Annotated in this window: 26 protein-coding genes; 11 read left to right on the top strand and 15 right to left on the bottom strand. The window is 69.2% G+C overall.

Annotated elements, in window-relative coordinates:
• Nucleotides 1-39: 39 nt before the first annotated feature.
• The 4 genes from BLW81_RS07760 to BLW81_RS07775 all read right to left on the bottom strand — a co-directional run bounded on the left by BLW81_RS07760 (nucleotide 40) and on the right by BLW81_RS07775 (nucleotide 2,794).
• Nucleotides 40-438: a helix-turn-helix domain-containing protein gene (locus BLW81_RS07760; RefSeq protein ID WP_083410387.1), complete on the bottom strand. Its 399-nt coding sequence runs from the start codon at nucleotides 436-438 to the stop codon at nucleotides 40-42.
• Between the two features lie 434 nt (nucleotides 439-872).
• Nucleotides 873-1,580 (bottom strand): TMEM165/GDT1 family protein, encoded by a 708-nt coding sequence (locus BLW81_RS07765; RefSeq protein ID WP_083410388.1) that lies wholly within the window; start codon nucleotides 1,578-1,580, stop codon nucleotides 873-875.
• 278 nt (nucleotides 1,581-1,858) lie between these two features.
• Complete coding sequence (locus BLW81_RS07770) at nucleotides 1,859-2,395, bottom strand: peptidase (RefSeq protein ID WP_083406687.1); 537 nt, start codon at nucleotides 2,393-2,395, stop codon at nucleotides 1,859-1,861.
• A 120-nt stretch (nucleotides 2,396-2,515) separates the two neighbouring features.
• Nucleotides 2,516-2,794 (bottom strand): S26 family signal peptidase, encoded by a 279-nt coding sequence (locus tag BLW81_RS07775; protein ID WP_235632298.1) that lies wholly within the window; start codon nucleotides 2,792-2,794, stop codon nucleotides 2,516-2,518.
• Between the two features lie 86 nt (nucleotides 2,795-2,880).
• Here BLW81_RS07775 and sodN point away from each other — a divergent pair, with 86 nt between their 5' ends.
• Nucleotides 2,881-3,303, top strand: a complete 423-nt coding sequence (sodN, locus tag BLW81_RS07780; protein ID WP_083406688.1) for a superoxide dismutase, Ni — start codon at nucleotides 2,881-2,883, stop codon at nucleotides 3,301-3,303.
• 68 nt (nucleotides 3,304-3,371) lie between these two features.
• On the opposite strand, the gene BLW81_RS29295 is transcribed toward sodN, so the two are convergent.
• Nucleotides 3,372-3,527, bottom strand: coding sequence for a hypothetical protein (locus BLW81_RS29295; RefSeq protein WP_157897627.1), 156 nt, complete (start codon nucleotides 3,525-3,527; stop codon nucleotides 3,372-3,374).
• Between the two features lie 369 nt (nucleotides 3,528-3,896).
• Here BLW81_RS29295 and BLW81_RS07785 point away from each other — a divergent pair, with 369 nt between their 5' ends.
• From BLW81_RS07785 to BLW81_RS07795, 3 genes are all read left to right on the top strand, one after another.
• Nucleotides 3,897-4,238, top strand: a complete 342-nt coding sequence (locus BLW81_RS07785) for a rhodanese-like domain-containing protein (RefSeq protein ID WP_083406689.1) — start codon at nucleotides 3,897-3,899, stop codon at nucleotides 4,236-4,238.
• A gap of 76 nt (nucleotides 4,239-4,314) precedes the next feature.
• Entirely contained in the window at nucleotides 4,315-5,361 is a 1,047-nt protein-coding gene (locus BLW81_RS07790) for a DUF4328 domain-containing protein (protein WP_083406690.1), read from the top strand.
• Nucleotides 5,362-5,366: 5 nt separating this feature from the next.
• Nucleotides 5,367-6,221 (top strand): glycerophosphodiester phosphodiesterase, encoded by an 855-nt coding sequence (locus tag BLW81_RS07795; RefSeq protein ID WP_083406691.1) that lies wholly within the window; start codon nucleotides 5,367-5,369, stop codon nucleotides 6,219-6,221.
• Between the two features lie 4 nt (nucleotides 6,222-6,225).
• Here the strand turns inward: BLW81_RS07795 and BLW81_RS07800 are convergent, their stop codons facing one another.
• The 4 genes from BLW81_RS07800 to BLW81_RS07815 all read right to left on the bottom strand — a co-directional run bounded on the left by BLW81_RS07800 (nucleotide 6,226) and on the right by BLW81_RS07815 (nucleotide 9,708).
• Nucleotides 6,226-6,771 carry a ferritin gene (locus tag BLW81_RS07800; RefSeq protein WP_083406692.1) on the bottom strand — a complete coding sequence of 182 codons (546 nt, stop codon included), beginning with the start codon at nucleotides 6,769-6,771 and terminating at the stop codon, nucleotides 6,226-6,228.
• Nucleotides 6,772-6,901: 130 nt separating this feature from the next.
• On the bottom strand, nucleotides 6,902-8,107 hold the full coding sequence (locus BLW81_RS07805; RefSeq protein ID WP_173839581.1) for an LCP family protein: 1,206 nt from the start codon (nucleotides 8,105-8,107) through the stop codon (nucleotides 6,902-6,904).
• Between the two features lie 31 nt (nucleotides 8,108-8,138).
• Nucleotides 8,139-8,900, bottom strand: coding sequence for a CPBP family intramembrane glutamic endopeptidase (locus BLW81_RS07810; RefSeq protein WP_083406693.1), 762 nt, complete (start codon nucleotides 8,898-8,900; stop codon nucleotides 8,139-8,141).
• A 19-nt stretch (nucleotides 8,901-8,919) separates the two neighbouring features.
• The gene (locus tag BLW81_RS07815; protein ID WP_083406694.1) at nucleotides 8,920-9,708 is read right to left on the bottom strand and encodes a DUF2470 domain-containing protein; all 789 of its coding nucleotides are present in this window, start codon (nucleotides 9,706-9,708) and stop codon (nucleotides 8,920-8,922) included.
• 110 nt (nucleotides 9,709-9,818) lie between these two features.
• Between BLW81_RS07815 and pheA the strand changes: the two genes are divergently transcribed.
• Together pheA and BLW81_RS07825 are read left to right on the top strand one after the other, a co-directional pair.
• A complete protein-coding gene (pheA, locus tag BLW81_RS07820; RefSeq protein WP_083406695.1) occupies nucleotides 9,819-10,745 on the top strand; it encodes a prephenate dehydratase in 927 nt (308 codons plus the stop codon).
• Nucleotides 10,742-11,437, top strand: a complete 696-nt coding sequence (locus tag BLW81_RS07825) for a histidine phosphatase family protein (RefSeq protein WP_083406696.1) — start codon at nucleotides 10,742-10,744, stop codon at nucleotides 11,435-11,437. The genes pheA and BLW81_RS07825 overlap by 4 nt, the downstream gene beginning before the upstream one ends.
• Here BLW81_RS07825 and BLW81_RS07830 read toward each other — a convergent pair.
• The 3 genes from BLW81_RS07830 to BLW81_RS07840 are packed head-to-tail and all read right to left on the bottom strand — an operon-like array spanning nucleotide 11,417 to nucleotide 13,437.
• Complete coding sequence (locus BLW81_RS07830) at nucleotides 11,417-11,608, bottom strand: hypothetical protein (RefSeq protein ID WP_083406697.1); 192 nt, start codon at nucleotides 11,606-11,608, stop codon at nucleotides 11,417-11,419. The genes BLW81_RS07825 and BLW81_RS07830 overlap by 21 nt on opposite strands.
• Before the next feature lie 49 nt (nucleotides 11,609-11,657).
• Entirely contained in the window at nucleotides 11,658-11,996 is a 339-nt protein-coding gene (locus tag BLW81_RS07835; protein WP_173839705.1) for a metallopeptidase family protein, read from the bottom strand.
• Between the two features lie 16 nt (nucleotides 11,997-12,012).
• Nucleotides 12,013-13,437 carry a septum formation family protein gene (locus tag BLW81_RS07840; RefSeq protein WP_083406699.1) on the bottom strand — a complete coding sequence of 475 codons (1,425 nt, stop codon included), beginning with the start codon at nucleotides 13,435-13,437 and terminating at the stop codon, nucleotides 12,013-12,015.
• Nucleotides 13,438-13,529: 92 nt separating this feature from the next.
• Between BLW81_RS07840 and serS the strand changes: the two genes are divergently transcribed.
• From serS to BLW81_RS07860, 4 genes are read left to right on the top strand one after another with little or no spacing between them, the layout of a single operon-like run.
• On the top strand, nucleotides 13,530-14,789 hold the full coding sequence (gene serS, locus BLW81_RS07845) for a serine--tRNA ligase (RefSeq protein WP_083406700.1): 1,260 nt from the start codon (nucleotides 13,530-13,532) through the stop codon (nucleotides 14,787-14,789).
• A gap of 36 nt (nucleotides 14,790-14,825) precedes the next feature.
• Nucleotides 14,826-15,317: a DUF3592 domain-containing protein gene (locus BLW81_RS07850; RefSeq protein WP_157897628.1), complete on the top strand. Its 492-nt coding sequence runs from the start codon at nucleotides 14,826-14,828 to the stop codon at nucleotides 15,315-15,317.
• A gap of 10 nt (nucleotides 15,318-15,327) precedes the next feature.
• Complete coding sequence (locus BLW81_RS07855; protein ID WP_083406702.1) at nucleotides 15,328-16,476, top strand: zinc-dependent alcohol dehydrogenase; 1,149 nt, start codon at nucleotides 15,328-15,330, stop codon at nucleotides 16,474-16,476.
• A 10-nt stretch (nucleotides 16,477-16,486) separates the two neighbouring features.
• Entirely contained in the window at nucleotides 16,487-17,050 is a 564-nt protein-coding gene (locus BLW81_RS07860) for a hypothetical protein (protein ID WP_083406703.1), read from the top strand.
• On the opposite strand, the gene BLW81_RS07865 is transcribed toward BLW81_RS07860, so the two are convergent.
• From BLW81_RS07865 to BLW81_RS07875, 3 genes are read right to left on the bottom strand one after another with little or no spacing between them, the layout of a single operon-like run.
• Entirely contained in the window at nucleotides 17,047-17,373 is a 327-nt protein-coding gene (locus BLW81_RS07865) for a hypothetical protein (RefSeq protein ID WP_083406704.1), read from the bottom strand. The genes BLW81_RS07860 and BLW81_RS07865 overlap by 4 nt on opposite strands.
• On the bottom strand, nucleotides 17,370-18,932 hold the full coding sequence (locus BLW81_RS07870; RefSeq protein ID WP_083406705.1) for an MBL fold metallo-hydrolase: 1,563 nt from the start codon (nucleotides 18,930-18,932) through the stop codon (nucleotides 17,370-17,372). Before BLW81_RS07870 ends, BLW81_RS07865 begins: the two co-directional genes overlap by 4 nt.
• Nucleotides 18,933-18,970: 38 nt before the next feature.
• The gene (locus BLW81_RS07875) at nucleotides 18,971-19,657 is read right to left on the bottom strand and encodes a phosphotransferase (protein ID WP_083406706.1); all 687 of its coding nucleotides are present in this window, start codon (nucleotides 19,655-19,657) and stop codon (nucleotides 18,971-18,973) included.
• A gap of 18 nt (nucleotides 19,658-19,675) precedes the next feature.
• Here BLW81_RS07875 and BLW81_RS07880 point away from each other — a divergent pair, with 18 nt between their 5' ends.
• The gene (locus BLW81_RS07880) at nucleotides 19,676-20,452 is read left to right on the top strand and encodes a lysophospholipid acyltransferase family protein (RefSeq protein WP_083406707.1); all 777 of its coding nucleotides are present in this window, start codon (nucleotides 19,676-19,678) and stop codon (nucleotides 20,450-20,452) included.
• The last annotated feature ends 2 nt before the right edge of the window (nucleotides 20,453-20,454 follow it).

Below are 20,454 nucleotides of genomic sequence, written 5' to 3' on the forward strand. Positions count from 1 at the left end.
CCCCGCTTCGCCGGGTTCGGCATTGGGGGCCGCGGCGGGCTAATCGTCGAGATGCTCGCGGCGACGCAGCTCATCGACCTTCTGTACGAGGTCCTGCTGCGCCTCGGCCGAGAGGCCGACCGTGCGTGCGGCAATACGCCGAACGCCTTCGTCCCGCATGCCCGCGAGCCAGGTCAGTTCCTTGTCCAGCTTCTCGTAGTACTCGTCGTCGGTGAAGTACGCCGGCTTGATCCGGAAGAAGTTGGCAAGAGCGGCCATGGTCGCGGCCGACGGGTTGGTGCGGTTGCCTGAGCGCAGCTGCGACAGGTACGGCGCCGACATCGTGACACCCTCGGCCTTGAGGGCAGCGATCACCTCAGCGGACGTATGGGGCCCGCGTCCCGGCGGGTAGACCGTGTCGAACAGCCGGTTCAAGCGATCGGCGAACGTCGTGCTCATCAGTTTGACCTCCACATGCATAGACGAGCGGATTATTGGCGGCGTATTTGCTGATCATCGTAGCGAGTGATGGAGCAACAACCAAGTGCAAACCGCGTAAAACTTAACCCGCCATTTTGTTCTTCAACGTCTCAGGTAGCGGCGACGACGCGCCCGGGACGTCCCGGCGCTGCACATCGCGGTGCAGCTGGGCAAATAATAACGGCTGTGTCGAACCGGTTTTGCCGATGTGACAGACACCGCCGCCACAGTAATCCCGTCGCGCCCCCGCGGCAACGCTGATCTTGTGGGCGCTACCTGAATTCAATGTTTGCCAATTACCGGACGAGTCGTCGCGGAATTACGTAACTGAGGAATTCGCCAGGGCGGGACGAGGCGCGTGACCGCCGTCCGTGTGCAGCGTGCGCGCCGCGGGCGCCGGTTGCGGACAGGTGTCAGGAATGTTGCGACGGGGACGGGTCCGAGGGGGTCGGCTCGACCGACTCCCGGAACCGGGCCCGGGCGGCGCGGGCGCGCAGGATGCCCACCACGACCGCGATCACGCCGACGGTCGCGGTGACCGCCACGGCAACCCAGCGCAGGCCGAGCGCGCTGTCGAACAGCAGCCACAGGCCGAACTCCAGGAACAGGACGCTCGCCAGGCCGTGCAGGAACCCGGCGGGCAACCTCTTGTGCATCAGCCGGCCCGCCGCGATGGCGACGCCGTCGGCCAGCACCATGCCGATCGTCGCGCCGACCCACACGCCGGCCCAGTGATGGTCACTGGCCAGCGCGACGGTCGCGAGCATGGTCTTGTCGCCGAGTTCGGCCAGCACGAACGATGAGACGATCGCGGGGACGACGAAGCGCGGCTCGGCGACCCGTACGTCGGCGTCATCTTCGCCTTCGCGCCACGTCCACACCGCGAAGAGCAGGAAGGCGACGGCGGCGGCGAACGCGATGGGCCGCTCGGGCAGCGTCATGCCGAGGAAGTGCCCGATGGCCACCGACAGACCGTGCACGAGCATCGCCGCGATGCCGACGCCGGACAGCACCACCCACCACCGATGCCGCAGTGAATAGGTCATGGTGATCAGCTGCGACTTGTCGCCGAGTTCGGCGACGAAGACAACGGCGAGACTGACCAGGATCGCGGTGAGCATCCAATCGACCTTTCGACGCGTCGCCGACGGCGCGGTGCTCAGCGCCCGCCGGCTTCGGTCGAAGGTCTCGCCCACCGCCCGAACGAGCGGTCCGCCGGCCGGGCATGCGCATCCATCCGGTGCGCGGTGCCAGTATGTCGACACGACGATTGGGGGCTACTCCCCTTCGCTGACTCCACCGACCATAGCGACGGTTCCTCGACTACGCCAGCGGGGCGGCGGGTTTCGGGTGCCCGAATACTGCGTTCAGGTCACCGAATCGAATGCTTCGAAAGCCCTTATGCGGCAAGGAGCATCGCGAGGATCGCGGTGTCGGGATGGCTGATCGGGTCGACGCCGACCCGGCTCACCATCGAGGTGACGGTGCCGTCGGCCTCGGCCTCCACCCAGGCGGCGCGGTGCTCGAGGCCCAGATGAGGCAGGCCGGGAAGCAGAACGCACCCCGACGCGGCGCCCGAGCATTCCGGCAGGCTCGGTGTGGTTTCCGAGGGCGGGTGCAGCATCAACAGGGCGGGCGGCTGGTGCTCAGCGAAATAGCCTGGCGGGACCGCGGATTCACCGACCACCGTGCCCTCGGCCAGCACCAGGCCGACGGTGTTCGGCTCCGGTTCGTCGGGCAGCTCCTCGCGGGCACCGAAAATGGTTGTGGTGGACAGCAGCCCGGGCAGCGACGCGACCCGGACGGCGACCATCAGAAGCTGCGCCCACTCCTTGGTGGAATCCGGCCAGCGGCCCGAGATCACGAAGCCCTTCAGCGCACCCCGTGAGTGGAACGGGGCGATCTCGACCGCCCGTCCGTCCGATTCCCGCTCCATATCGCCTCCGTGCCATCGGTGTTGGGATACCGGCCGGAGCCGGCGACTGCCAGACACGCCTGTGGGTCGATTTGCTCAGGATGCGGCAGATCCCGGCTGGCACGCAAGTGGACGAGACTGCTAACGAGGAGATTTCGCGCGCGCGGTCCAGATGACGCGGTACGAGCCGTCCGCGGAAACCGGGCCGAACTCATGCGAGTCGGCTGACCCCGCGGCGCGCGGATTGTCCGAGCGGGCTTCAAATATCGCACGCCGACCCGTCCCGTGCACTTCACCGACACGCTTGACGAGCCAGCGCGTCGACAGCCGCGGATCCGGGAACACCCGTAGCTGGCCGCGCCGAATGCTGCCGCCCCGCAGCGCCACTAGGCCGTCACCCGGGCCGAGCGCCGGGCGCATCGATTCGTCGACAACCCGGAACAGCCGCAGCGGCCAGGCTCGCGGGGTCTGGTTGCGGCGCACACCCAAAGGGTAAGTTAAGGCTCATGCTGCATCGACTGTTCACGAACGCGACCCCTGCCCATGCCCACTGCGATCTGTACTGCGGTGTCTACGATCCGGCGCAGGCCAAAATCGAGGCGCTCTCGTGCCTGAAGACGATCCAGAAGTACCACGACTCCGATGATGAGCACTTCCGCACGCGCGCGATCATCATCAAGGAGCGCCAGGCCGAAGAGGTCAAGCATCACCTGATGGTGCTGTGGGCCGACTTCTTCACCAAGGACCACTTCGAGCAGTTCCCGAACCTGCACCAGCTGTTCTGGGACGGGGTGCACGGCGCGGGCGACGTCAAGAAGTCGCTCGACGTCGCCGTCGCCGAGAAGCTGCTCAAGACCATCGACGAGATCGCCGACATCTTCTGGCAGACCGACAAGGGCAAGCAGATGGGCGTCTATCCGCCCGCCTGATCACCCGTCAACGCGAAGAGCCGCCGAGTCCGAGGACCGGCGGCTCTTTTTTGTGTTGTGCGCGACGCTCAGAAGAGAACGATGACTGCCAGGATGCCGAGGAGAACCAGCGCGATCACCCCGGCGCGCAGACACGCCATGAGCTGCGAACGGGTGTAGGCCGGCGCCGCCGACTGCCACTCACTGGGCGGAACGGCCGAACCCGAGCCCATCGATGACGTCATGCACCCCTCCTGACCTGCATAAACGAGGTAATCCTCCCAGTGACATCAGTCACAACAGCAACCTGTGACGCCGATCATAACCCTTTCTGTGTCACCACAGAAATCGGGTCATCGCCGGATGACCGGACCGTGTGATCCACGGCACGTTCTGCGATTAGCTGCGCTACGGATTTCGCTCGCCGAACCGCCCTGTTGATGAGCACCGCCGTGCCTGCCCGGCTTATCCACAGCAACGCTCAGGAAAGACACAGATTGACCGGCCCACACGGGACAGGCGCCGGTTCGGCCTGTGGATGAATCTGTGGAAATTGTGGATAGTTTGTCATTGCTGTCGATTACTGCGCGGTAGCGACGTGTCAGCATGAACGGATGGATCAGGGTCTCGTGAGACAAGCCGATATCGCAGACGTCCCGACGACGTTCGACGCCTCGGTGGTGCTGCTCGACGTCCGGGAGCACGACGAGTGGGCCCGCGGCCATGCGCCGGGGGCTCAGCACATCCCGATGGGGGAGGTGCCTGCGCGGCTGGCCGAGATCGACGGCGATGCGCAGCTGTTCGTCATCTGCCATCTCGGCGGCCGGTCGCAGCGCGTCGCCCAGTACCTGGCCGGCAACGGGTACGCGCCGATCAACGTCAGCGGCGGCATGGAGGCGTGGGCCAACGCGGGGCGGCCGGTGGTCACCGACGACGGCGGCGTGGGCGCGGTCTGACGAACCGTCGCTACGCTGGTCGGCATGAATTCGCGGTCACGAGGAGCAGCGTGATGGCGCGCACGCGAGGAGCGAAATGATCCAGGTGTGCTCCCAGTGCGGGACGCGCTGGAACGTGCGCGACCGGCGCCGGGTCTGGTGCCCGCGCTGCAACGGCAGCCTGCTGCCGCCGTCGGCGCCCGCGCCGGACGCCCAGTGGGGTGCGCGGCCGTCGGTGCCCGCGATGCCGGGCGCCGCGCCCCGCCCACCGGCCGGCCTTCCGCCCGGCTACCGCTGGGTCGCCGTGCGCCCGGGTGCCGCACCGACGCTGCGCCGCACGCGTCGTCCCCTCGGCCCCACACCGCGTTACACCACGATTCCGCGCTGGGGACTCGTCGACCACGTCGGGCCCGTCGACGCGCAACAGCAGGACGCTGTGCGCAGCGGCCCGTCGGTGGCGATGGTCCGCACCGTGCTGCTGCTGACGATGATCGCGCTCGGTTCGGCGGCTCTCATCCACCTCGTGCGCTACGCGCTGCTGATCGTCAACCGCTCGGTGCTGCTGCACCCGTGGATCGCCGCAGGCGCGACGTGGCTGGGGGTGGCGCTCAGCGTCCTGGCCGTGTTCATGGTGCTGGCGAGCCTTGTCGTGCTGGCCAACTGGCTGGTCGCAAGGCGCGCCGCCGCATACGCCCATCGTGGCACCACCGACCCGCGGCCGGCGTGGCTCCTGCAGGCCGGTTGTCTGGTGCCGTTCGTCAACCTGCTGTGGGCGCCGGTGTTCGCGATCGAACTGGCCGGCATCGAAGAGCGGCTGAGCTGGCTGCGCCGTCCCATCGTGGCGTGGTGGGTGGTGTGGTTGGCGAGCTACGCGCTGTCCATCTGGTCGATCGCGACCAGCTTCACCACCGACGCGCAGGGCATCGCCGACAACACGGTGACGACGACGGTGGCCTACCTGGCCGCGCTGGCGGCGCTGCTGCTGGCGGCCAAAGTGGTCGAGGGCTTCGAGCGTCAGCCCGTCGACCGGCCGAGCAAGCGCTGGGTGATGGTGCCCGATGAAGCGCCCGCGCCCGAGGACCGGCCCGCCGAGCCGGAAAGCGAAGCCCCGGTTGAGTCCGAAGGGCAGAACCCGGCAGCATAGGCCGTATGAACCCGGGCGACGCCGAAGCCGCCGAGGCCGCGACTTCCGAACCCGCGCTCGGCCGCCATCCGTTCGTCGTCGCGCACCGGGGCGCCTCGGCCGACCGTCCTGAGCACACGCGGGCGGCCTACGAGTTGGCGCTGCGCGAAGGCGCCGACGGTGTCGAGTGCGACGTGCGGCTGACCCGCGACGGCCACCTGGTGTGCGTGCACGACCGCAGGGTGGACCGGACGTCGGACGGCTCGGGCATCGTCAGCGACATGACGCTGGCCGAATTGCGTGAGCTCGACTTCGGCGGATGGCACCCGAGCCGTAAAGACGTTGCGACGCAAGGCGATACAGGCCTGCTGACCCTCGACGAACTGGTGACGCTGGTGTTGGACTGGAACCGGCCGGTCAAGCTGTTCATCGAGACCAAGCACCCGGTCCGCTACGGCGCGCTGGTCGAGAGCAAGGTGCTCGCGCTGCTGCACCGGTACGGGATCGCCGCGCCCGCGTCGGCCGATCTGTCGCGCGCGGTGGTGATGTCGTTCTCGGCGGCGGCGGTGTGGCGGATCCGGCGCGCCGCGCCGATGCTGCCGACCGTGCTGCTCGGCGAGACGTCGCGCTATCTGGGCGGCAGTGCGGCGACCACCGTCGGCGCCACCGCGGTGGGCCCGTCGATCGCGACGCTGCGCGAACACCCCGAACTGGTCGACCGCGCCGCCGCGCAGGGCCGGGCGCTGTACTGCTGGACCGTCGACCATTTCGAGGACGTGCAGTACTGCCGCGACGTCGGCGTGGCGTGGGTGGCGACCAACCATCCCGGCCGCACCAAGGAGTGGCTGCAGAACGGGTTGGCCGGCGCGGGCCGGGACTGACCGGTCAGAGGTTGCCGCCGGCGGCCTTGGGCGCGCCGGGGTCCTTGGCGGGCGCGCCGAACTCGCGGGCCACGAAGTCCTCGAGGTGGAACAGGTTGGCCCCGGCCCGGTCGGCGATGCGCACCAGCGTCGTCATCTGCGCGACCTCCTCGACCTGCTCGCCGAGGAACCACTGCATGAACTGCTCGCCGAGGTAGTCACCCTCGTCGCGGGCCACGCCGGCCAGCCGGCTGATCTGCTCGGTCACGGTGCGCTCCTGCTCGAGCGCGAGTGCCAGCGCGTCGCGCGGCGTGCCGAACGAGTTGCGCACCGGGTCCACGCCGGGGATCTCGACCTCGACGTCGCGGTCGATGAGGTACTGGACCAGCATCATGGCGTGGTTGCGCTCCTCGACGGCCTGCCGATAGAAGTGGCCCGCCAACTGCGGCAGGTCCGCACCGTCGAAATACACCGCGATCGCAAGATATTGCTGAGCGGCCCCGAATTCGTTGCGGATCTGCTCCTGCAGAAGGGCGTGAAATTTCGTGTCGGACACTTCAGCGGTGGTCATAGCGGCCACGATAGCCCAGTTCAGAGGGGGTTGTCAGTGAAGGTCGGCCTAACAGAGGTCAGCTTTGCCTAACTAAGTGAAACCTTTGTGACGACGCTAACAGGAAACTATAAAAGTTTGCTGGAGTAACTCATGGCTGCGCGTCGAGCACATCCTGCGGGACGGCAGCGTCGGTGCGCAGCGCCTCGAACAGCTGGCTCGCCAGGGCGTCGTCCCACACCACGACCGAGCCCGAGCCACCGCTGGTGAACTCGCCGATCGGCACGGTGGTCGTCGTGACGTCGCCGTGCATGGCCCACGCCAGCCGGGCCAGATCCCACACGTGATCGTCGGTGTCGACGGTGACCGAGCGCGTGGCCGCGCGCGCCATCGGGGCCCAGCGCAGCGGGTTGAGCAGCACCTCCGGGCTGGTGGCGCGGTGCAGAAGCGCGGACATGAACTCCTGCTGGTGACGCATGCGGTCCAGGTCCGCGCGCGGGGTGGCCCGGGTGCGGACGAACCCCAACGCGGTGCGGCCGTCGAGCTCCTGGCAGCCGGCGGGCAGATCGATGCCGGCCAGCGGGTCGCTGATCGGCTCGGCCGGGCACATGGTGACCCCGCCGACCGCGTCGACCATGGTGGCGAAACCGTCGAACCCGATCTCGGCGTAGTGGTCCATGCGCAGACCGGTCGCCTGCTCGACGGTCTGCACCAGCAGCGGCGCGCCGCCCATCGCGAACGCGGCGTTGATCTTGTCGCTGCCGTATCCGGGAATCGACACATAGGAGTCGCGCGGCAGCGAGACCATCGTGGTCGGGGCGCTCGACATCAGGCCCGGAACGTGCACCAGCAGGATCGTGTCGGTGCGACCGGTGCCGAGGTCGCCGCCGGTGGTCAGTTGCGACTGCTGCTCGGCGGTCAGGTTCGCCCGGCTGTCCGAGCCGACCAGCAGCCAGGTGGTGCCCGCGCTCGACGCGGGACGGTCCGGGTAGTCGGCCAGTGCGGGGATGCGCTGCAGCGAGGTGTCGACCCACACGCCGACGCCGACCACCGCCACGACGAACACCAGTAGCACGGCGACGATGATCCGGCCCCAATGCCGTTTGCGCCGTTGCCGTTTCGGCTTGGGAGGCGCAGGAGGTGCGGGTGGCGCGGCGCCGGCCCGGCGCGGGGCGCGCGGCGGAGGCGGTGGGGGTGGCGGACGCCGCGGAGGGGGCGGCGGAGGGGGAGGTGACGGTGGGTTCGGCGGCCACGACGGCGGCGGACGGTAGTTCGGGTCCCGGCGGATCACCTGCGACGGCTCCCGGCGCGCCCGCGGGTCGCGTCCCGGTGGCGGCGGCGGCCGACGGTCGTTCACATAGAGGAATCTACGTGCCGCACAGAGTTGGTTACTGCAACCAGCCCAGGTGACCGGCGGCCAGGGCGTAGCCGACGAACGCGACGGCGTCGATCACCGCGTGGGCGATGATCAGCGGCCACAACCGGCCGGTGCGCACGTAGACATAGCCGAACACCAGCCCCATCGCGAGGTTGCCCAGCCCCGCGCCGAAGCCCTGATACAGGTGGTAGAGCCCGCGCAGCACGCTGGTGAGCACGATCGCCGCGGCCGGGCTCATCCGCAACTGCCGCAACCGGGTGAGCAGGAACCCGACGACGATCACCTCCTCGGCCCACCCGTTCGCGAAAGCCGTCAGCAGCAGCACCGGAATGCGCCACCAGGTGTCGTAGAGCTCGGCGGGTTCGACGTCGGCGTTCATCCCCAGCACGCGGGCGAGCTGGTACAGCGCCAGTCCCGGCAGCCCGATCAGTGCGGCCAGCCCCAGCCCGCCGAGCCCATCGGCGCGCCAGCGCGGCCGTCCCAGCCCGATCGTCGACGGTCCTGAACCGCTGCGCCACAACAGGTATACGCCCAGGCCGCCCCACGCCAGCAATTGGAAGACCCAGGCGAGATTGAGCCCGAGGTCGATCAGGTCGAACGGTGAACGCCGCGGGTTGAGCGCGACCACCTGACCGGCCAGCCCGAGCAGCACGGCCTCGATAAGGTTGAGCAGCGCGCTGTAGGCCGACAGGCCGAACGTCACCGCCAGCACCACGACGATCTCGATGCGTATCGCCCGCGGGTCGCTGCCCTCGTCGGTGCCGGCGCTCACCGGAGCTACGGTAGCGGCGTCAGAGTTTGCGTGCGCGCAGCCCGTTGAGGAACGGGCAGCCCATCAGGACGCGGATCGCCTGGCTGAGCCCGGTGATGTCGTCGACCGGCTTGGTGAACGGCAGCCGCACATCGTGATCGCCCTCGTCGGTCTCCACCCGCAACTGCACGCCGTACCGGTCCAGGCCCAGCGGCCGCACCCGGCCGCGCCGCAGCGACACCGGCAACCGGCTGGCCAGCCGCTCGACGACCTCGCGGTGCGCGGACTCCATGTGCTGCAGCCACCCCGACTCCATCGCGCAGAACGGATCCGGCCGCGCGCCCAGCAGCGTGCTCACCCCGACCGATTCGGCGCCGGTGGAGTCGGCGACCACCACCGAGTCGATCTCCAGCCGCAGCAGCGCGAACCCGCCGCCGTCGTCGGCATTGGTCGAATTGACCTGCAGCAGAGCCGGATTGGGGTCCTCGGAGGCGACCAGATCCAGCAGCGGGGGCACCTCGCCCGCGGGCACGTCGTGCAGAGTGCCGCGGATCCAGACCAGCGAGCGCACCGGCTCCCGCAGCGGCAGCGGCGCGTAGTCGGTCATCTCCAGCACCGCCTGCACTCCCGCGGCGCCCGCGCTGACCACTTTGGCGGCGACGGCGCTGCCCGCCGGAACCGTGATCGCGAACGACCCGTCGTCGAGCAGGTGGTGGACGGGGGACTCGGTGGGCTCGGTGCCCTCGGCCGCGAGCATCGCGCCGCCCGCCTTGGCGCAGGCGCTGCGGATCCGCTCGGCTGTGCTGGGTGCCGTGAGCGCTGTCGTCATGCCGCCTCCTCTGTAATAAGGTGAGCCTAACTTAACTACGCCGCGGCGGCCCCGCAAGAGCTTCGGTCCAGCGGAACGGCATTACCGCACCGAACCGATAGGGTTGAGCCGTGCCGAGCATCGCCTACCTGGGACCCGAAGGGACCTTCACCGAGGCGGCGCTGCTCAAGATGGCGTCGGCCGGAATGCTGCCCGGTGGCGGGGCCGGGGACGGGGTCGTTCCGGTGCCGTTCGACAGCACCGTCGCCGCCATCGCCGCCGTGCGCGCCGGCGACGCCGACTACGCCTGCGTGCCCATCGAAAACTCGATCGAGGGCTCGGTGCTGCCGACGCTGGACAGCCTGGCCACCGGGTCCGCGCTGCAGATCTTCGCGGAACTGACCCTCGACGTGTCGTTCACGATCGTGGTGCGCGACGGCGTGCGCGCCGAGGACGTCACGACGGTGGCGGCCTTCCCGGTCGCCGCCGCCCAGGTGCGCAACTGGCTGGCCGCCCATCTGCCGACGGCGCAGGTGGTGCCCGCCAACTCCAACGCCGCCGCCGCCCACGACGTTTCCGACGGCCGCGCGGACGCCGGGGTGAGCACCGCGCTGGCCGCGCGCCGCTACGGACTGGCGGCGCTGGCGTCCGACATCGTCGACGAGCCCAACGCGCGCACCCGCTTCGTGCTGGTGGGGACGCCTGCCCCGCCGCCGCCGCGCACCGGCGCCGACCGCACCTCGGTGGTGCTGCGGTTGGCCAATGTGCCGGGCGCGCTGGTGTCGGCGATGACCGAGCTGTCGATCCGCGACATCGACCTGACCCGCATCGAATCCCGGCCCACCCGAACGGAACTGGGCACCTACGTGTTTTTCCTGGACTGCGTCGGCCACATCGACGACGACGCGGTGGCCGAGGCACTCAAGGCGCTGCACCGACGTTGTTCGGATGTGAGATTCCTGGGTTCCTGGCCGACCGGAGCGGCCGCGGGCGCGGTGCCGCCCGCACTCGACGAAGCGACCGACTGGTTGACGCGGCTGCGGAAGGGCGCACCGTGAGCGGGCGGCTGGTGCTGGTGCGGCACGGGCAGTCCCTCGCGAACGTCGAGCGACGCCTCGACACCCGCCCGCCCGGCGCGGAGCTGACCGACCTCGGCCGCAACCAGGCCCGCGGCTTCGCCTCCGGACTCGGGCAACCGCCTGCGCTGCTGGCCCATTCGGTGGCGCACCGGGCGCGGCAGACGGCCGAGGAGGTCGCCGGCGCGCTGCGACTGGACCGGCTGGCACCGCTCGAACTCGACGGCATCCACGAGGTGCAGGTCGGTGAGTTGGAGAACCGCAACGACGACGACGCCATCGCCGAGTTCGAGTCCGTCTACCAGCGCTGGCAGGAAGGCGACCTCGACGTCGCGATGCCCAACGGCGAGACCGGCAACGAGGTGCTGGACCGCTACGTGCCGACGATCACCCAGTTGCGGATGCGCCACCTCGACGACGACGCCTGGCACGGCGACATCGTCGTCGTCAGCCACGGCGCGGCGATCCGCCTGGTGTCCGCCGTGCTGGCCGGTGTAGAGCCGAGTTTCGCGCTGGACCATCACCTGAGCAACGCCGAAGCCGTCGTGCTCGCCCCGATCACCGACGGGCGCTGGAGTTGCGTGCAGTGGGGCGCGCTGACGCCGCCGTTCTATCCCGAACCCGGCGTGCGCCCGGTCGAGGACGCGCTGCGCTCAGCCGACCCGATGGGCTGACACCGAGACGCTGCACTGGCAGCCGACGGCATCACAGTCGACGACGAAGGTGTGCACGATCTCCGGTGTCACACAATCCGGTTCGGTGCACTCGGACCGATATACGGCGTGGTGGATGACGGTGCCATGGCAGTGCTCGAGGCCCGCCACACAGTCTCGGCACTCGGTCATGAACCCTTGATAACACCACTCGGTGACAAACCGTCGGTGCCGCGCGGGCTCACCCCCAGCCGAGTTCGTGCAACCGGTCGTCGTCGATGCCGAAGTGGTGCGCGATCTCGTGGATCACCGTGATCGCCACCTCTTCGACCACCTGTTCCTCGGTGTCGCAGTGCTCGAGCAGCGCCTCGCGGTAGATCGTGATCGTGTCGGGCAGCGACCCGGCGTACCAGGAGTCGCGTTCGGTCAGGGCGACGCCTTCGTAGAGCCCCAGCAGGTCCGGCTCCTCGTCGTTGCGGGCCTCGACCAGCACCACGACGTTGTCCAACGCGTCGGCCAGCTTCGGCGGGATCAGATCGAGCGCCTCGGAAACCAACTCGTCGAACCGGTGCGGGTCCATCCGCACGGCCACGTGGCTACGGTCCCGGTGGTGGCAGCGGCGCGCCCGGTGGCGGCGGCGGTGCGGGTGCTGGTGGCGGGGGTGCAGGTGCGGGCGGCGGCGGAAGCGGCGCACCCGGCGGTGCCGGAGCGGGTGGCGCGGGGGCGCCCGGCGGCGGCGGGCCGCCCAGGAACACGTTGCCCGGCGGCGGGGCGGGCGGGTCGGTGGGCGGCGGCGCCTCGGTCTCCGTCGCGTCGGTGTGCAGCGGGCCCGGCCCGTGCGTCGTCTGCTGCTCCTCGCTGCTGCTGGTATCGCTGGAGCTGCTGTCGGAGTACTGGTCGCTGGTCGCCGACGAACTGCTGCTCGAGTCGTCGACCTCGGGCATCGGGATCGGCGGGAAGTTCAGCCGTTCCTCGGGGATGTCCGGCGGCGGCACCGGCGGCTGACCGTTGATCATCAACGGGCCCTTGGCGCTGTTGAGCAGCGTCGACCATCCGCCGTTGCCGAGCGTCGACCCAATGCTGCACGACACCTGATGGCTGCCCGCCGCCCAGCTCGGCGGCGAGATCGTGCTGTAGATCAGGGTCAGCGTGGTGCTGCGCAGCTGGATCGGCGCGAGGTACGCGTCGGTCATCCGCGTGCAGGCGTCCTTGATGAAGCTGTCCTGCTCCGGCTCGGGCGGAAGGCCGCCGGGGAACTTCTCGGCGAGGTTGACCGCGCCGGTGACCTCCATCGCGTGCGGCGCCGCGCAGTCGACGGGGATGTCGGTCGGCTGGTTGGTCGTCGGGTCGATGCCCAGGCAGGTGCCGGCCGGCCACACCTTGGACTGGTCCACCTCAGCGACCTTGCCGGTGAACGCGAGCTGCTGGTTGTTCGCGCCGGGCAGCTGCAAACCGCACAGCATCCGGCGTTCACCGGACTGGCGCCACGCCTTGTCGCCGGACCACAGCATGCTGACCGTGAACCGGCTGTTCGGGTCGAAGCGGGCGCCCAGGTAGCGCTTCACGGCCGTCGAGCACTGTTCCTGGCTGATCTGCTGGATCCGCGCGCTCGACGGTGGCGGCGCCTCCGGCCCGTACTCGCTGCCCGGGAAGGTGCGCATGTCGACCGACTGCGCGACCTCGAACCGGTGCTCTTCGCTGCAGTCGACGATCGTGGCGTCATCGGGGGTGCGGTCCGGCCAGTTCAGGCAGTCGCCGGCCTTGGCGTGTGAGAACGTCTCGTTGCCGCGCGGCCCCAGCGAGATCGTGCTGGCGGTCAGGCCGCTGGCACCTTCGGACTGCGGCAGGGCCGTGATGAAGCCGGCGATCAGGATCCCGCCGAGCGCGATCAGCAGCAACGCGCGGCTGGTCGGCGTGGCTTGCAGGTTCTTCCACCACGCCACCCGCTGCGCGTCGGCTGGCCGCGAATCGGGCGCGTTTGCGCCGATCGGGTGCTCGGGTGCCTCCAACATCTGCTCCATTGTGACAGGCGTGTCAGGCGCTGTGACAAGTGATGCAGTTGTAAAGTTACGCGGTTGTGCTGGACGGGCCCGTCGACCAGTAGGGTTGCTGCGTGATCGACCTCAAGCTGCTGCGCGAAAACGCCGAAGCCGTCCGTGCCTCGCAACGTGCCCGCGGGGAAGACCCCAGCCTCGTCGACGCGCTCCTCGAAGCCGACGCCGCCCGCCGCGCCGCGGTGTCGGCGGCCGACAATCTGCGCGCCGAGCAGAAGGCCGCCAGCAAGAAGGTGGGCAAGGCGTCCCCCGAGGAGCGGCCTGCCCTGCTGGAGGCGGCCAAAGCGCTCGCCGAGAAGGTGAAGTCCGCCGAGGCCGCCCAGGCCGAGGCCGACAAGGCGTTCACCGCCGCGCACATGACGATCTCCAACGTGATCATCGATGGCGTGCCCGCCGGCGGCGAGGACGACTTCACGGTGCTCGACACGGTCGGCGAACCGCCGCGTCTCGATGACCCCAAAGACCACGTCGAGCTCGGAGAGTCGCTGGGGCTGTTCGACCTCGAGCGCGGCGCGAAGGTCGCCGGGGCACGGTTCTACTTCCTCACCGGCGCGGGTGCGCTGCTGCAGCTGGGCCTGATGCAGCTGGCGGCGCGGTTGGCGGTGGACAACGGTTTCACGCTGATGATCCCGCCGGTGCTGGTGCGCCCGGAAGTCATGGCGGGCACCGGTTTTCTCGGCGCGCACAGCGACGAGGTGTATCGGCTCGAAGCCGACGACATGTATCTGGTCGGCACCTCCGAGGTGCCGCTGGCCGGCTACCACGCCGACGAGATCCTCGACCTGGCGGCCGGGCCTCTGCGCTACGCGGGGTGGTCGTCGTGTTTCCGCCGCGAAGCGGGCAGCCACGGCAAGGACACCCGCGGCATCATCCGGGTGCACCAGTTCGACAAGGTCGAGGGCTTCATCTACTGCAAGCCCGGCGACGCCGAGGCCGAGCACGATCGGCTGCTGGGCTGGCAGCGCGAGATGCTCGCCAAGATCGAGGTGCCGTACCGCATCATCGACATCGCCGCCGGCGACCTCGGCTCGTCGGCGGCCCGCAAATACGACTGCGAGGCGTGGGTGCCTACGCAGCAGACCTACCGCGAGCTGACCTCCACGTCGAACTGCACGACGTTCCAGGCGCGCCGGCTCTCGGTGCGCTACCGCGACGACGACGGCCGTCCGCAGACCGCCGCGACGCTCAACGGCACACTGGCCACCACGCGGTGGCTGGTGGCGATCCTTGAGAACCACCAGCAGCCCGACGGCAGCGTGCGGGTGCCAGAAGCGTTGGTGCCGTTCGTCGGAACCGACGTGCTCGCGCCGAAGAAATAGCGCGCGGTCGTCGCGCGGCTGCGCGATCATGGGGTCGTGTATCCGCAGACAACCCCGCTACCCTCGCAGAGGCCGGCCGGATGGGCCATCGCGTTGGGAGTTGTCTCGGCCGGCTTCCTGATCGGCGCGCTGCTGTTCGCGGCGTTGGCGGTTGTGGGGATCGGCCACGACGCGCGACTCAACAGCCACGGGGTGACCACGACCGCCACGGTCACTGACTGTGACGGCACGGAGGTCGTGGTTGATTTCACGACGCAGGACGGGGAGCGGGTCAGCGGCGATTACATCTCGTGGCCCAACCAGGTCAGCCCTGCCGTCGGCGACCGCGTCGAGATCACTTACGACTCCACCGACCCGACCTACATCGTGGCCGCGGGAAGCGCCGAGGACCGGCTCCTCGGAATCGGGTTCACGGGTGCCGCCGTGGTCGCGGGGAGCTTCGCGACGGCTGCCGGTGCCGGTGCGCTCCTCGTCCATCGCGGCCGACGCAGGCAGGTGCTGATGTTTCGCGGTGCGGGGGCCGGGTAGCTCTGCCCGAATGAAGGCGATGGTGTACCGCGGCCCGTACAAGATCCGGGTGGAAGAAAAAGATGTGCCGGCGATCGAACATCCCAACGATGCGATCGTGCGGGTGCAGCTCGCCGCGATCTGCGGTTCGGATCTGCACCTGTATCACGGCATGATGCCCGACACCCGGGTCGGGATGACGTTCGGCCACGAGTTCATCGGCGTCGTCGACCAGGTCGGTCCGTCGGTGCAGAACCTCAAGCCCGGCGACCGAGTCATGGTGCCGTTCAACATCTTCTGTGGTTCGTGCTACTTCTGCGCGCGCGGGCTGTACTCGAACTGCCACAACGTCAACCCCAACGCCACCGCCGTCGGCGGCATCTACGGCTACTCGCACACCTGCGGCGGATACGACGGCGGGCAGGCCGAGTTCGTGCGGGTGCCGTTCGCCGATGTGGGGCCGGCGATCATCCCGGACTGGATGTCCGACGAGGACGCGCTGATGTGCACCGACGCGTTGGCCACCGGGTACTTCGGCGCGCAACTCGGCGACATCGTCGAAGGCGACGTCGTGGTGGTGTTCGGCGCCGGACCGGTCGGGCTGTACGCCGCGAAGTCGGCGTGGCTGATGGGCGCAGGCCGGGTCATCGTCGTCGACCACCTCGAGTACCGCCTGGAGAAGGCCCGCGAGTTCGCGCACGCCGAGACGCTCAATTTCGTCGAGTACGACGACATCGTGGTCGAGATGAAGAAGACCACCGGTTACCTCGGGGCCGACGTGGCGATCGACTGCGTCGGCGCCGAAGCCGACGGCAACCTGCTGCAACACATCACCGGAGCGAAGCTGAAAATGCAGGGCGGTTCGCCGATCGCGCTGAACTGGGCCATCGACGGGGTCCGCAAGGGCGGGACGATCTCGGTGATGGGCGCCTACGGGCCGATCTTCTCCGCGATCAAGTTCGGCGATGCCCTGAACAAGGGTCTGACGCTGCGCATGAACCAGTGCCCGGTCAAGCGGCAGTGGCCGCGGCTGTTCAGCCACATCCAGAACGGCTATCTCAAGCCCAATGACATTGTCACGCACCGGATTCCGCTTGAGCACATCGCGGAGGGCTATCACATCTTCTCCGCCAAGCTCGACGACTGCATCAAGCCGGTCATCGTGCCCAACGCCGCCTGAGAGGACGATCATGACCTACACCGCCGACCATCCGCCCGTGCCGAACTCCGACGACCTGCGTGCCCGGATCCCGGGCTGGGGCGCCGACCTCGATCCGGCCGACCGGCCGTCGGTGCCCAAGCTCGCCGCCGTCGAGACGGGCGCCCGCTGGGACTTCCCCGAACGCCAGCCGGAGAAGTGGCCGCGCGAGCGGTCCATCGAGCACAAGTTCCTGACGCCGGTGTTCGGCACCTCGACGCCGCCGCGCGGGCTGTCCGGGGCGATCCGGCGGTATTCGTACCGCACCTACAGCGAGGGCCGCGCCGCGCACTGGCTGCTGCTGATCCTCGCCGATCGGGTCGACGCCGTCGAACACCATCTGCAGTCCCTGCTGAGCCTGCGCCCGGACAACCCGATCACCCAGACCGGTGTCCTCACCGAGTTCAAGTACAATGGCGTCGCGGCGCGCGCCAAGAGCAAGCGCGCCGACAGCAATCACATGTGGCTCGACCCGATCATCGTGGCGGGCCCGTGGCTGGCCTCGGCGGGCGCCGGACTGCTCGCGGTGCGACGGCTGCGGCGCGCCCGGCGCTAGGTGAGTAGTTCGTCGAGTCCGGCGACGAACCGCTCGGGGTCGGCGGGGGTGAACGCCGGGCGCCACCGGCCGTCGACGTCGAGCGTGATCAGCGTGCTCTTCAGCGGCCGGCGGATGTCGAGCGGCAGCCAGCGGCGCAGATCCGAACTGCCCCACAGCCGGTAGCGGTGCATCCAGTTCAGCGGGGTCGCGGTGTAGCCGCGGATCGAGCGCAGCGGGATGACCTTCGAGGTGCCCGACGGGAAGTGGTAGCGCCGCAGTGTGATCGCCTCGCGGTCGAGCTGGATCATGCCGTCGTCGTAATACTGTTGCGGCGCGGTCATATCCGGGTGCTCCGCAGCTCGTGGCCCTTGGTCGTCAGACATCGGCCGTTCTGCAGATTCCACTGCCACCCGTGCAGGTTGCAGGTCAGCGTCGAACCTTCGACCACGCCGAACTTCGACAGATCCGCCTTCAGGTGCGGGCAGCGCCGCTGAATCTCCCAGCCGTCCAACGTGATCGACGCGCTGTCGTCGTGCGCCTCGGCGAACCAACCGTCGGCGTAGGCGATCCGCTCGTCGGTCAGGCACTTGAAGAACGTGTACAGGTACTCGTTGTAGCCGCCGACCCGCCAGGCGCGGAACCGGGTCGACAGGAAGATGGTGTTGACCCAGTCGGGTTCGTTGTCGCGCAGCACGGTGCGCACCAGTTCCGGCGCGATGGCGAACCCGTAGCGGAACTTCTCGTCGGGGATCGGTTCGCGCACAACGCGTTTCGGGAAGTCGAGGACGACCCTCTCGTCATGGCCGCCGCCGCAGAGTTCCAGTTCGACGGGATAGCCGATACCGTCGCAGATCTGGTCGCTCTGCACCATGATCGGCTCGAACAGGGTGCGCAGCGGTTCGAGCAGTGACTCGCCGGGCGCCGGCGCCCAGTTCGCCTTCTCCGCGGCGAGCACGGGAGCCATCCGCTCGGCGTAGTCGGCGATGTAGGCCGCCTTGCCGGTGGTGAAGATCGCCTGCACGTCCTCGTCGGGCAGCGGATGGGTCAGCGAATCCAGTTGTGAGCCGGTGAAATCCGCCGTCGACCCCGGGATCAGCAGCAGCCCGCCGTCGTGGCCGTGCGTGCGCATCTGGTCCAGGAACACCACCTGGTCGGGGAAGATGTTGGCCGGGTCGTCGTGGTCGTCGTTGAGGTCACGCAGGTCCGGGTCCAGAAAGCACGGGGGTCCCGCCGACGGGATCACCCACGTCGCCCCGACCTGCGCGATGTACTGACGGCACCGGTCCATCTGCCGCTGCCGCTTCTGGATGCCGAACGCCTCCTTGGCGCGGGCCGGCATGTCGTAGACCATCGGGTACCAGATCGCCCCGGAGTACTGCAGCATGTGCACGTCGACGTGACCGAAGTCGGCGTGCACCACGTCGAGGTCGACGGGCCGGGCGTCGTTCATGTTGAACGCCACGGTTTCCCCGTCGTCGACGATCAGACCGGAGTCGCCGATCGGCCCGTCGGCCGGGGCGCGCAGCGCGATGATCATCACGCCGAGGTCGCCCTTGGGGCCGCTGACGGTGTGACGCACCGAGTCGGTGGTCTCGAAGAATCGGTGGAAGCCCAGCTTCTCGAGCTCGCGGCGCAGATCGGGCACCGGATAGTCGGGCAGCAGCACGACGGCGTCCTTGTTGACGTGTTCGCGCAGCAGCTTCGGGTCGAAGTGGTCGCGGTGCAGATGCGAGACGTACAGGTAGTCCACGTCACCGAGGGCGGCCCAGTCCAGCCGGCTGTTGTCGGGGAACGGGAACCACGACGCGAAGTACGCGGGATTCACCCACGGGTCGCACAGCACGCTTCCCGCCGCGGTGTCGATGCGGAATCCCGCGTGGCCGATGCTGGTGACCTGCACAAATGCCCTTTCTGCGCGTGTGGGTGCTCGCCGCGAGTCTAGCCCGCCGCCGGCTCCTCCTCGTCCCACGCGCGGCGGTAGTAGGCGATGCGGTCGGTGTCGGCGGCGACGCCGTACGCGTCGAGCAGAACCTCCTGGAAGCCGCCGGGGCCCTCGGTCGGGAAGTTCCAGTCCAGCGACACGGTGGCGACGGCGAGGTCGGCCCACCGGTCCGCGACGCCCAGGTCCACGTGCCCGCAGAACGCGCCGTCGTCGTCGAGCAGCGTGTTGGGGGAGCAGGCGTCACCGTGGCACACGACGAGGTGGTCAGCCGGCGGCGCGTCCGGGGGCACCCACGACGGGGCGCCGAACGGGCAGTCGTCGACCGGCAGGGCGTCGTGCAGGCGGCGCAGGCCGACCCCGATCGCGCGGGCAGCCACCCGGGGTTGATCGGCAAAGCGCGGGTCGACCGCCGACAGTCCGGGCAGCCGCGCGGTGTGCAACCAGCCCGGCCCGGCCGCCAGGACGGCGGGCACCGCCGTGTAGCGCCGCGCCCAGCGCAGCCGCGGCACCTCGTCGGCCAGCAGGTGAGCGGACGCCGCGGGATACACCTTCACAAACTCCGTGCCGCCCACCGAGAACGTCACCCCGCCCAGTTCGTTCACCCACACCGCGCGCACCGGCCGCGCGCCCGCGATGCGGCTGACGACTGCGGGGATCGGCACGGGTTCGGTCGGAACGGTCACGCGACTAGGCTGCCTGATGTGGAACCGGTATACGGCACCGTTATTCAGCTGGCGCGGCTGATCTGGCGCGTGCAGGGGTTGAAGTTCACCGTGACCGGCGTGGAGAACCTGCCCGCCACCGGCGGCGCGGTGATCGCGATCAACCACACCAGCTACTTCGACTTCACCTTCGCGGGCCTGCCCGCCTACCGGCAGGGGCTGGGCCGCAAGGTCCGGTTCATGGCGAAGAAAGAGGTCTTCGACAACAAGATCTCCGGGCCGATCATGCGCAGCCTGCGCCACATCGAGGTGGACCGCGACAGCGGCGCCGACTCGTTCGCCCAGGCCTGCCAGAAGCTCAAGGAGGGTGAGCTGGTCGGCGTCTACCCGGAGGCCACGATCAGCCGCAGCTTCGAGATCAAGGAGTTCAAGTCCGGTGCAGCGCGGATGGCCATCGCCGCGGACGTGCCGATCGTCCCGCACATCGTGTGGGGTTCCCAGCGCATCTGGACCAAGGGCCATCCGAAGAAGATGTGGCGCCCCAAGGTGCCGATCTCGATCGCGGTGGGCGAACCGATCCCGCCGACGCTGCCCCCCACCGAGCTGACCGCGCTGCTGCACTCGCGTATGCAGCACCTCCTCGAACAGGTGCAAGACGAGTACGGCCCGTATCCGCCCGGCGAGTTCTGGGTGCCGCACCGCCTCGGCGGCGGTGCGCCGACGCTGGCCGAGGCCAACCGGATGGATACCGAGGAGGCGGCCGAGAAGGCCGCTCGCCGCGCTCAGCGGGCCGACCCGACCGGGGCGCCGGAGTAGCG

Origin of the sequence: Mycolicibacterium rutilum (assembly GCF_900108565.1) — a bacterium.
GTDB classification, from domain to species: domain Bacteria; phylum Actinomycetota; class Actinomycetes; order Mycobacteriales; family Mycobacteriaceae; genus Mycobacterium; species Mycobacterium rutilum.

Bases quoted from the DNA above. Each gene is read 5' to 3' on its own strand.
- BLW81_RS07770 (WP_083406687.1), bottom strand. From the start codon at position 2,395: ATGGAGCGGGAATCGGACGGACGGGCGGTCGAGATCGCCCCGTTCCAC.
- BLW81_RS07860 (WP_083406703.1), top strand. From the start codon at position 16,487: ATGACCTACACCGCCGACCATCCGCCCGTGCCGAACTCCGACGACCTG.
- BLW81_RS07840 (WP_083406699.1), bottom strand. From the start codon at position 13,437: ATGGAGCAGATGTTGGAGGCACCCGAGCACCCGATCGGCGCAAACGCG.
- BLW81_RS07800 (WP_083406692.1), bottom strand. From the start codon at position 6,771: ATGACCACCGCTGAAGTGTCCGACACGAAATTTCACGCCCTTCTGCAG.
- BLW81_RS07775 (WP_235632298.1), bottom strand. From the start codon at position 2,794: ATGCGCCCGGCGCTCGGCCCGGGTGACGGCCTAGTGGCGCTGCGGGGC.
- BLW81_RS07785 (WP_083406689.1), top strand. From the start codon at position 3,897: ATGGATCAGGGTCTCGTGAGACAAGCCGATATCGCAGACGTCCCGACG.
- BLW81_RS07760 (WP_083410387.1), bottom strand. From the start codon at position 438: ATGAGCACGACGTTCGCCGATCGCTTGAACCGGCTGTTCGACACGGTC.
- sodN (WP_083406688.1), top strand. From the start codon at position 2,881: ATGCTGCATCGACTGTTCACGAACGCGACCCCTGCCCATGCCCACTGC.
- BLW81_RS07855 (WP_083406702.1), top strand. From the start codon at position 15,328: ATGAAGGCGATGGTGTACCGCGGCCCGTACAAGATCCGGGTGGAAGAA.
- BLW81_RS07865 (WP_083406704.1), bottom strand. From the start codon at position 17,373: ATGACCGCGCCGCAACAGTATTACGACGACGGCATGATCCAGCTCGAC.
- BLW81_RS07830 (WP_083406697.1), bottom strand. From the start codon at position 11,608: ATGACCGAGTGCCGAGACTGTGTGGCGGGCCTCGAGCACTGCCATGGC.
- BLW81_RS07795 (WP_083406691.1), top strand. From the start codon at position 5,367: ATGAACCCGGGCGACGCCGAAGCCGCCGAGGCCGCGACTTCCGAACCC.
- BLW81_RS07815 (WP_083406694.1), bottom strand. From the start codon at position 9,708: ATGACGACAGCGCTCACGGCACCCAGCACAGCCGAGCGGATCCGCAGC.
- BLW81_RS07835 (WP_173839705.1), bottom strand. From the start codon at position 11,996: ATGGACCCGCACCGGTTCGACGAGTTGGTTTCCGAGGCGCTCGATCTG.
- BLW81_RS29295 (WP_157897627.1), bottom strand. From the start codon at position 3,527: ATGACGTCATCGATGGGCTCGGGTTCGGCCGTTCCGCCCAGTGAGTGG.
- BLW81_RS07790 (WP_083406690.1), top strand. From the start codon at position 4,315: ATGATCCAGGTGTGCTCCCAGTGCGGGACGCGCTGGAACGTGCGCGAC.
- BLW81_RS07765 (WP_083410388.1), bottom strand. From the start codon at position 1,580: ATGCTCACCGCGATCCTGGTCAGTCTCGCCGTTGTCTTCGTCGCCGAA.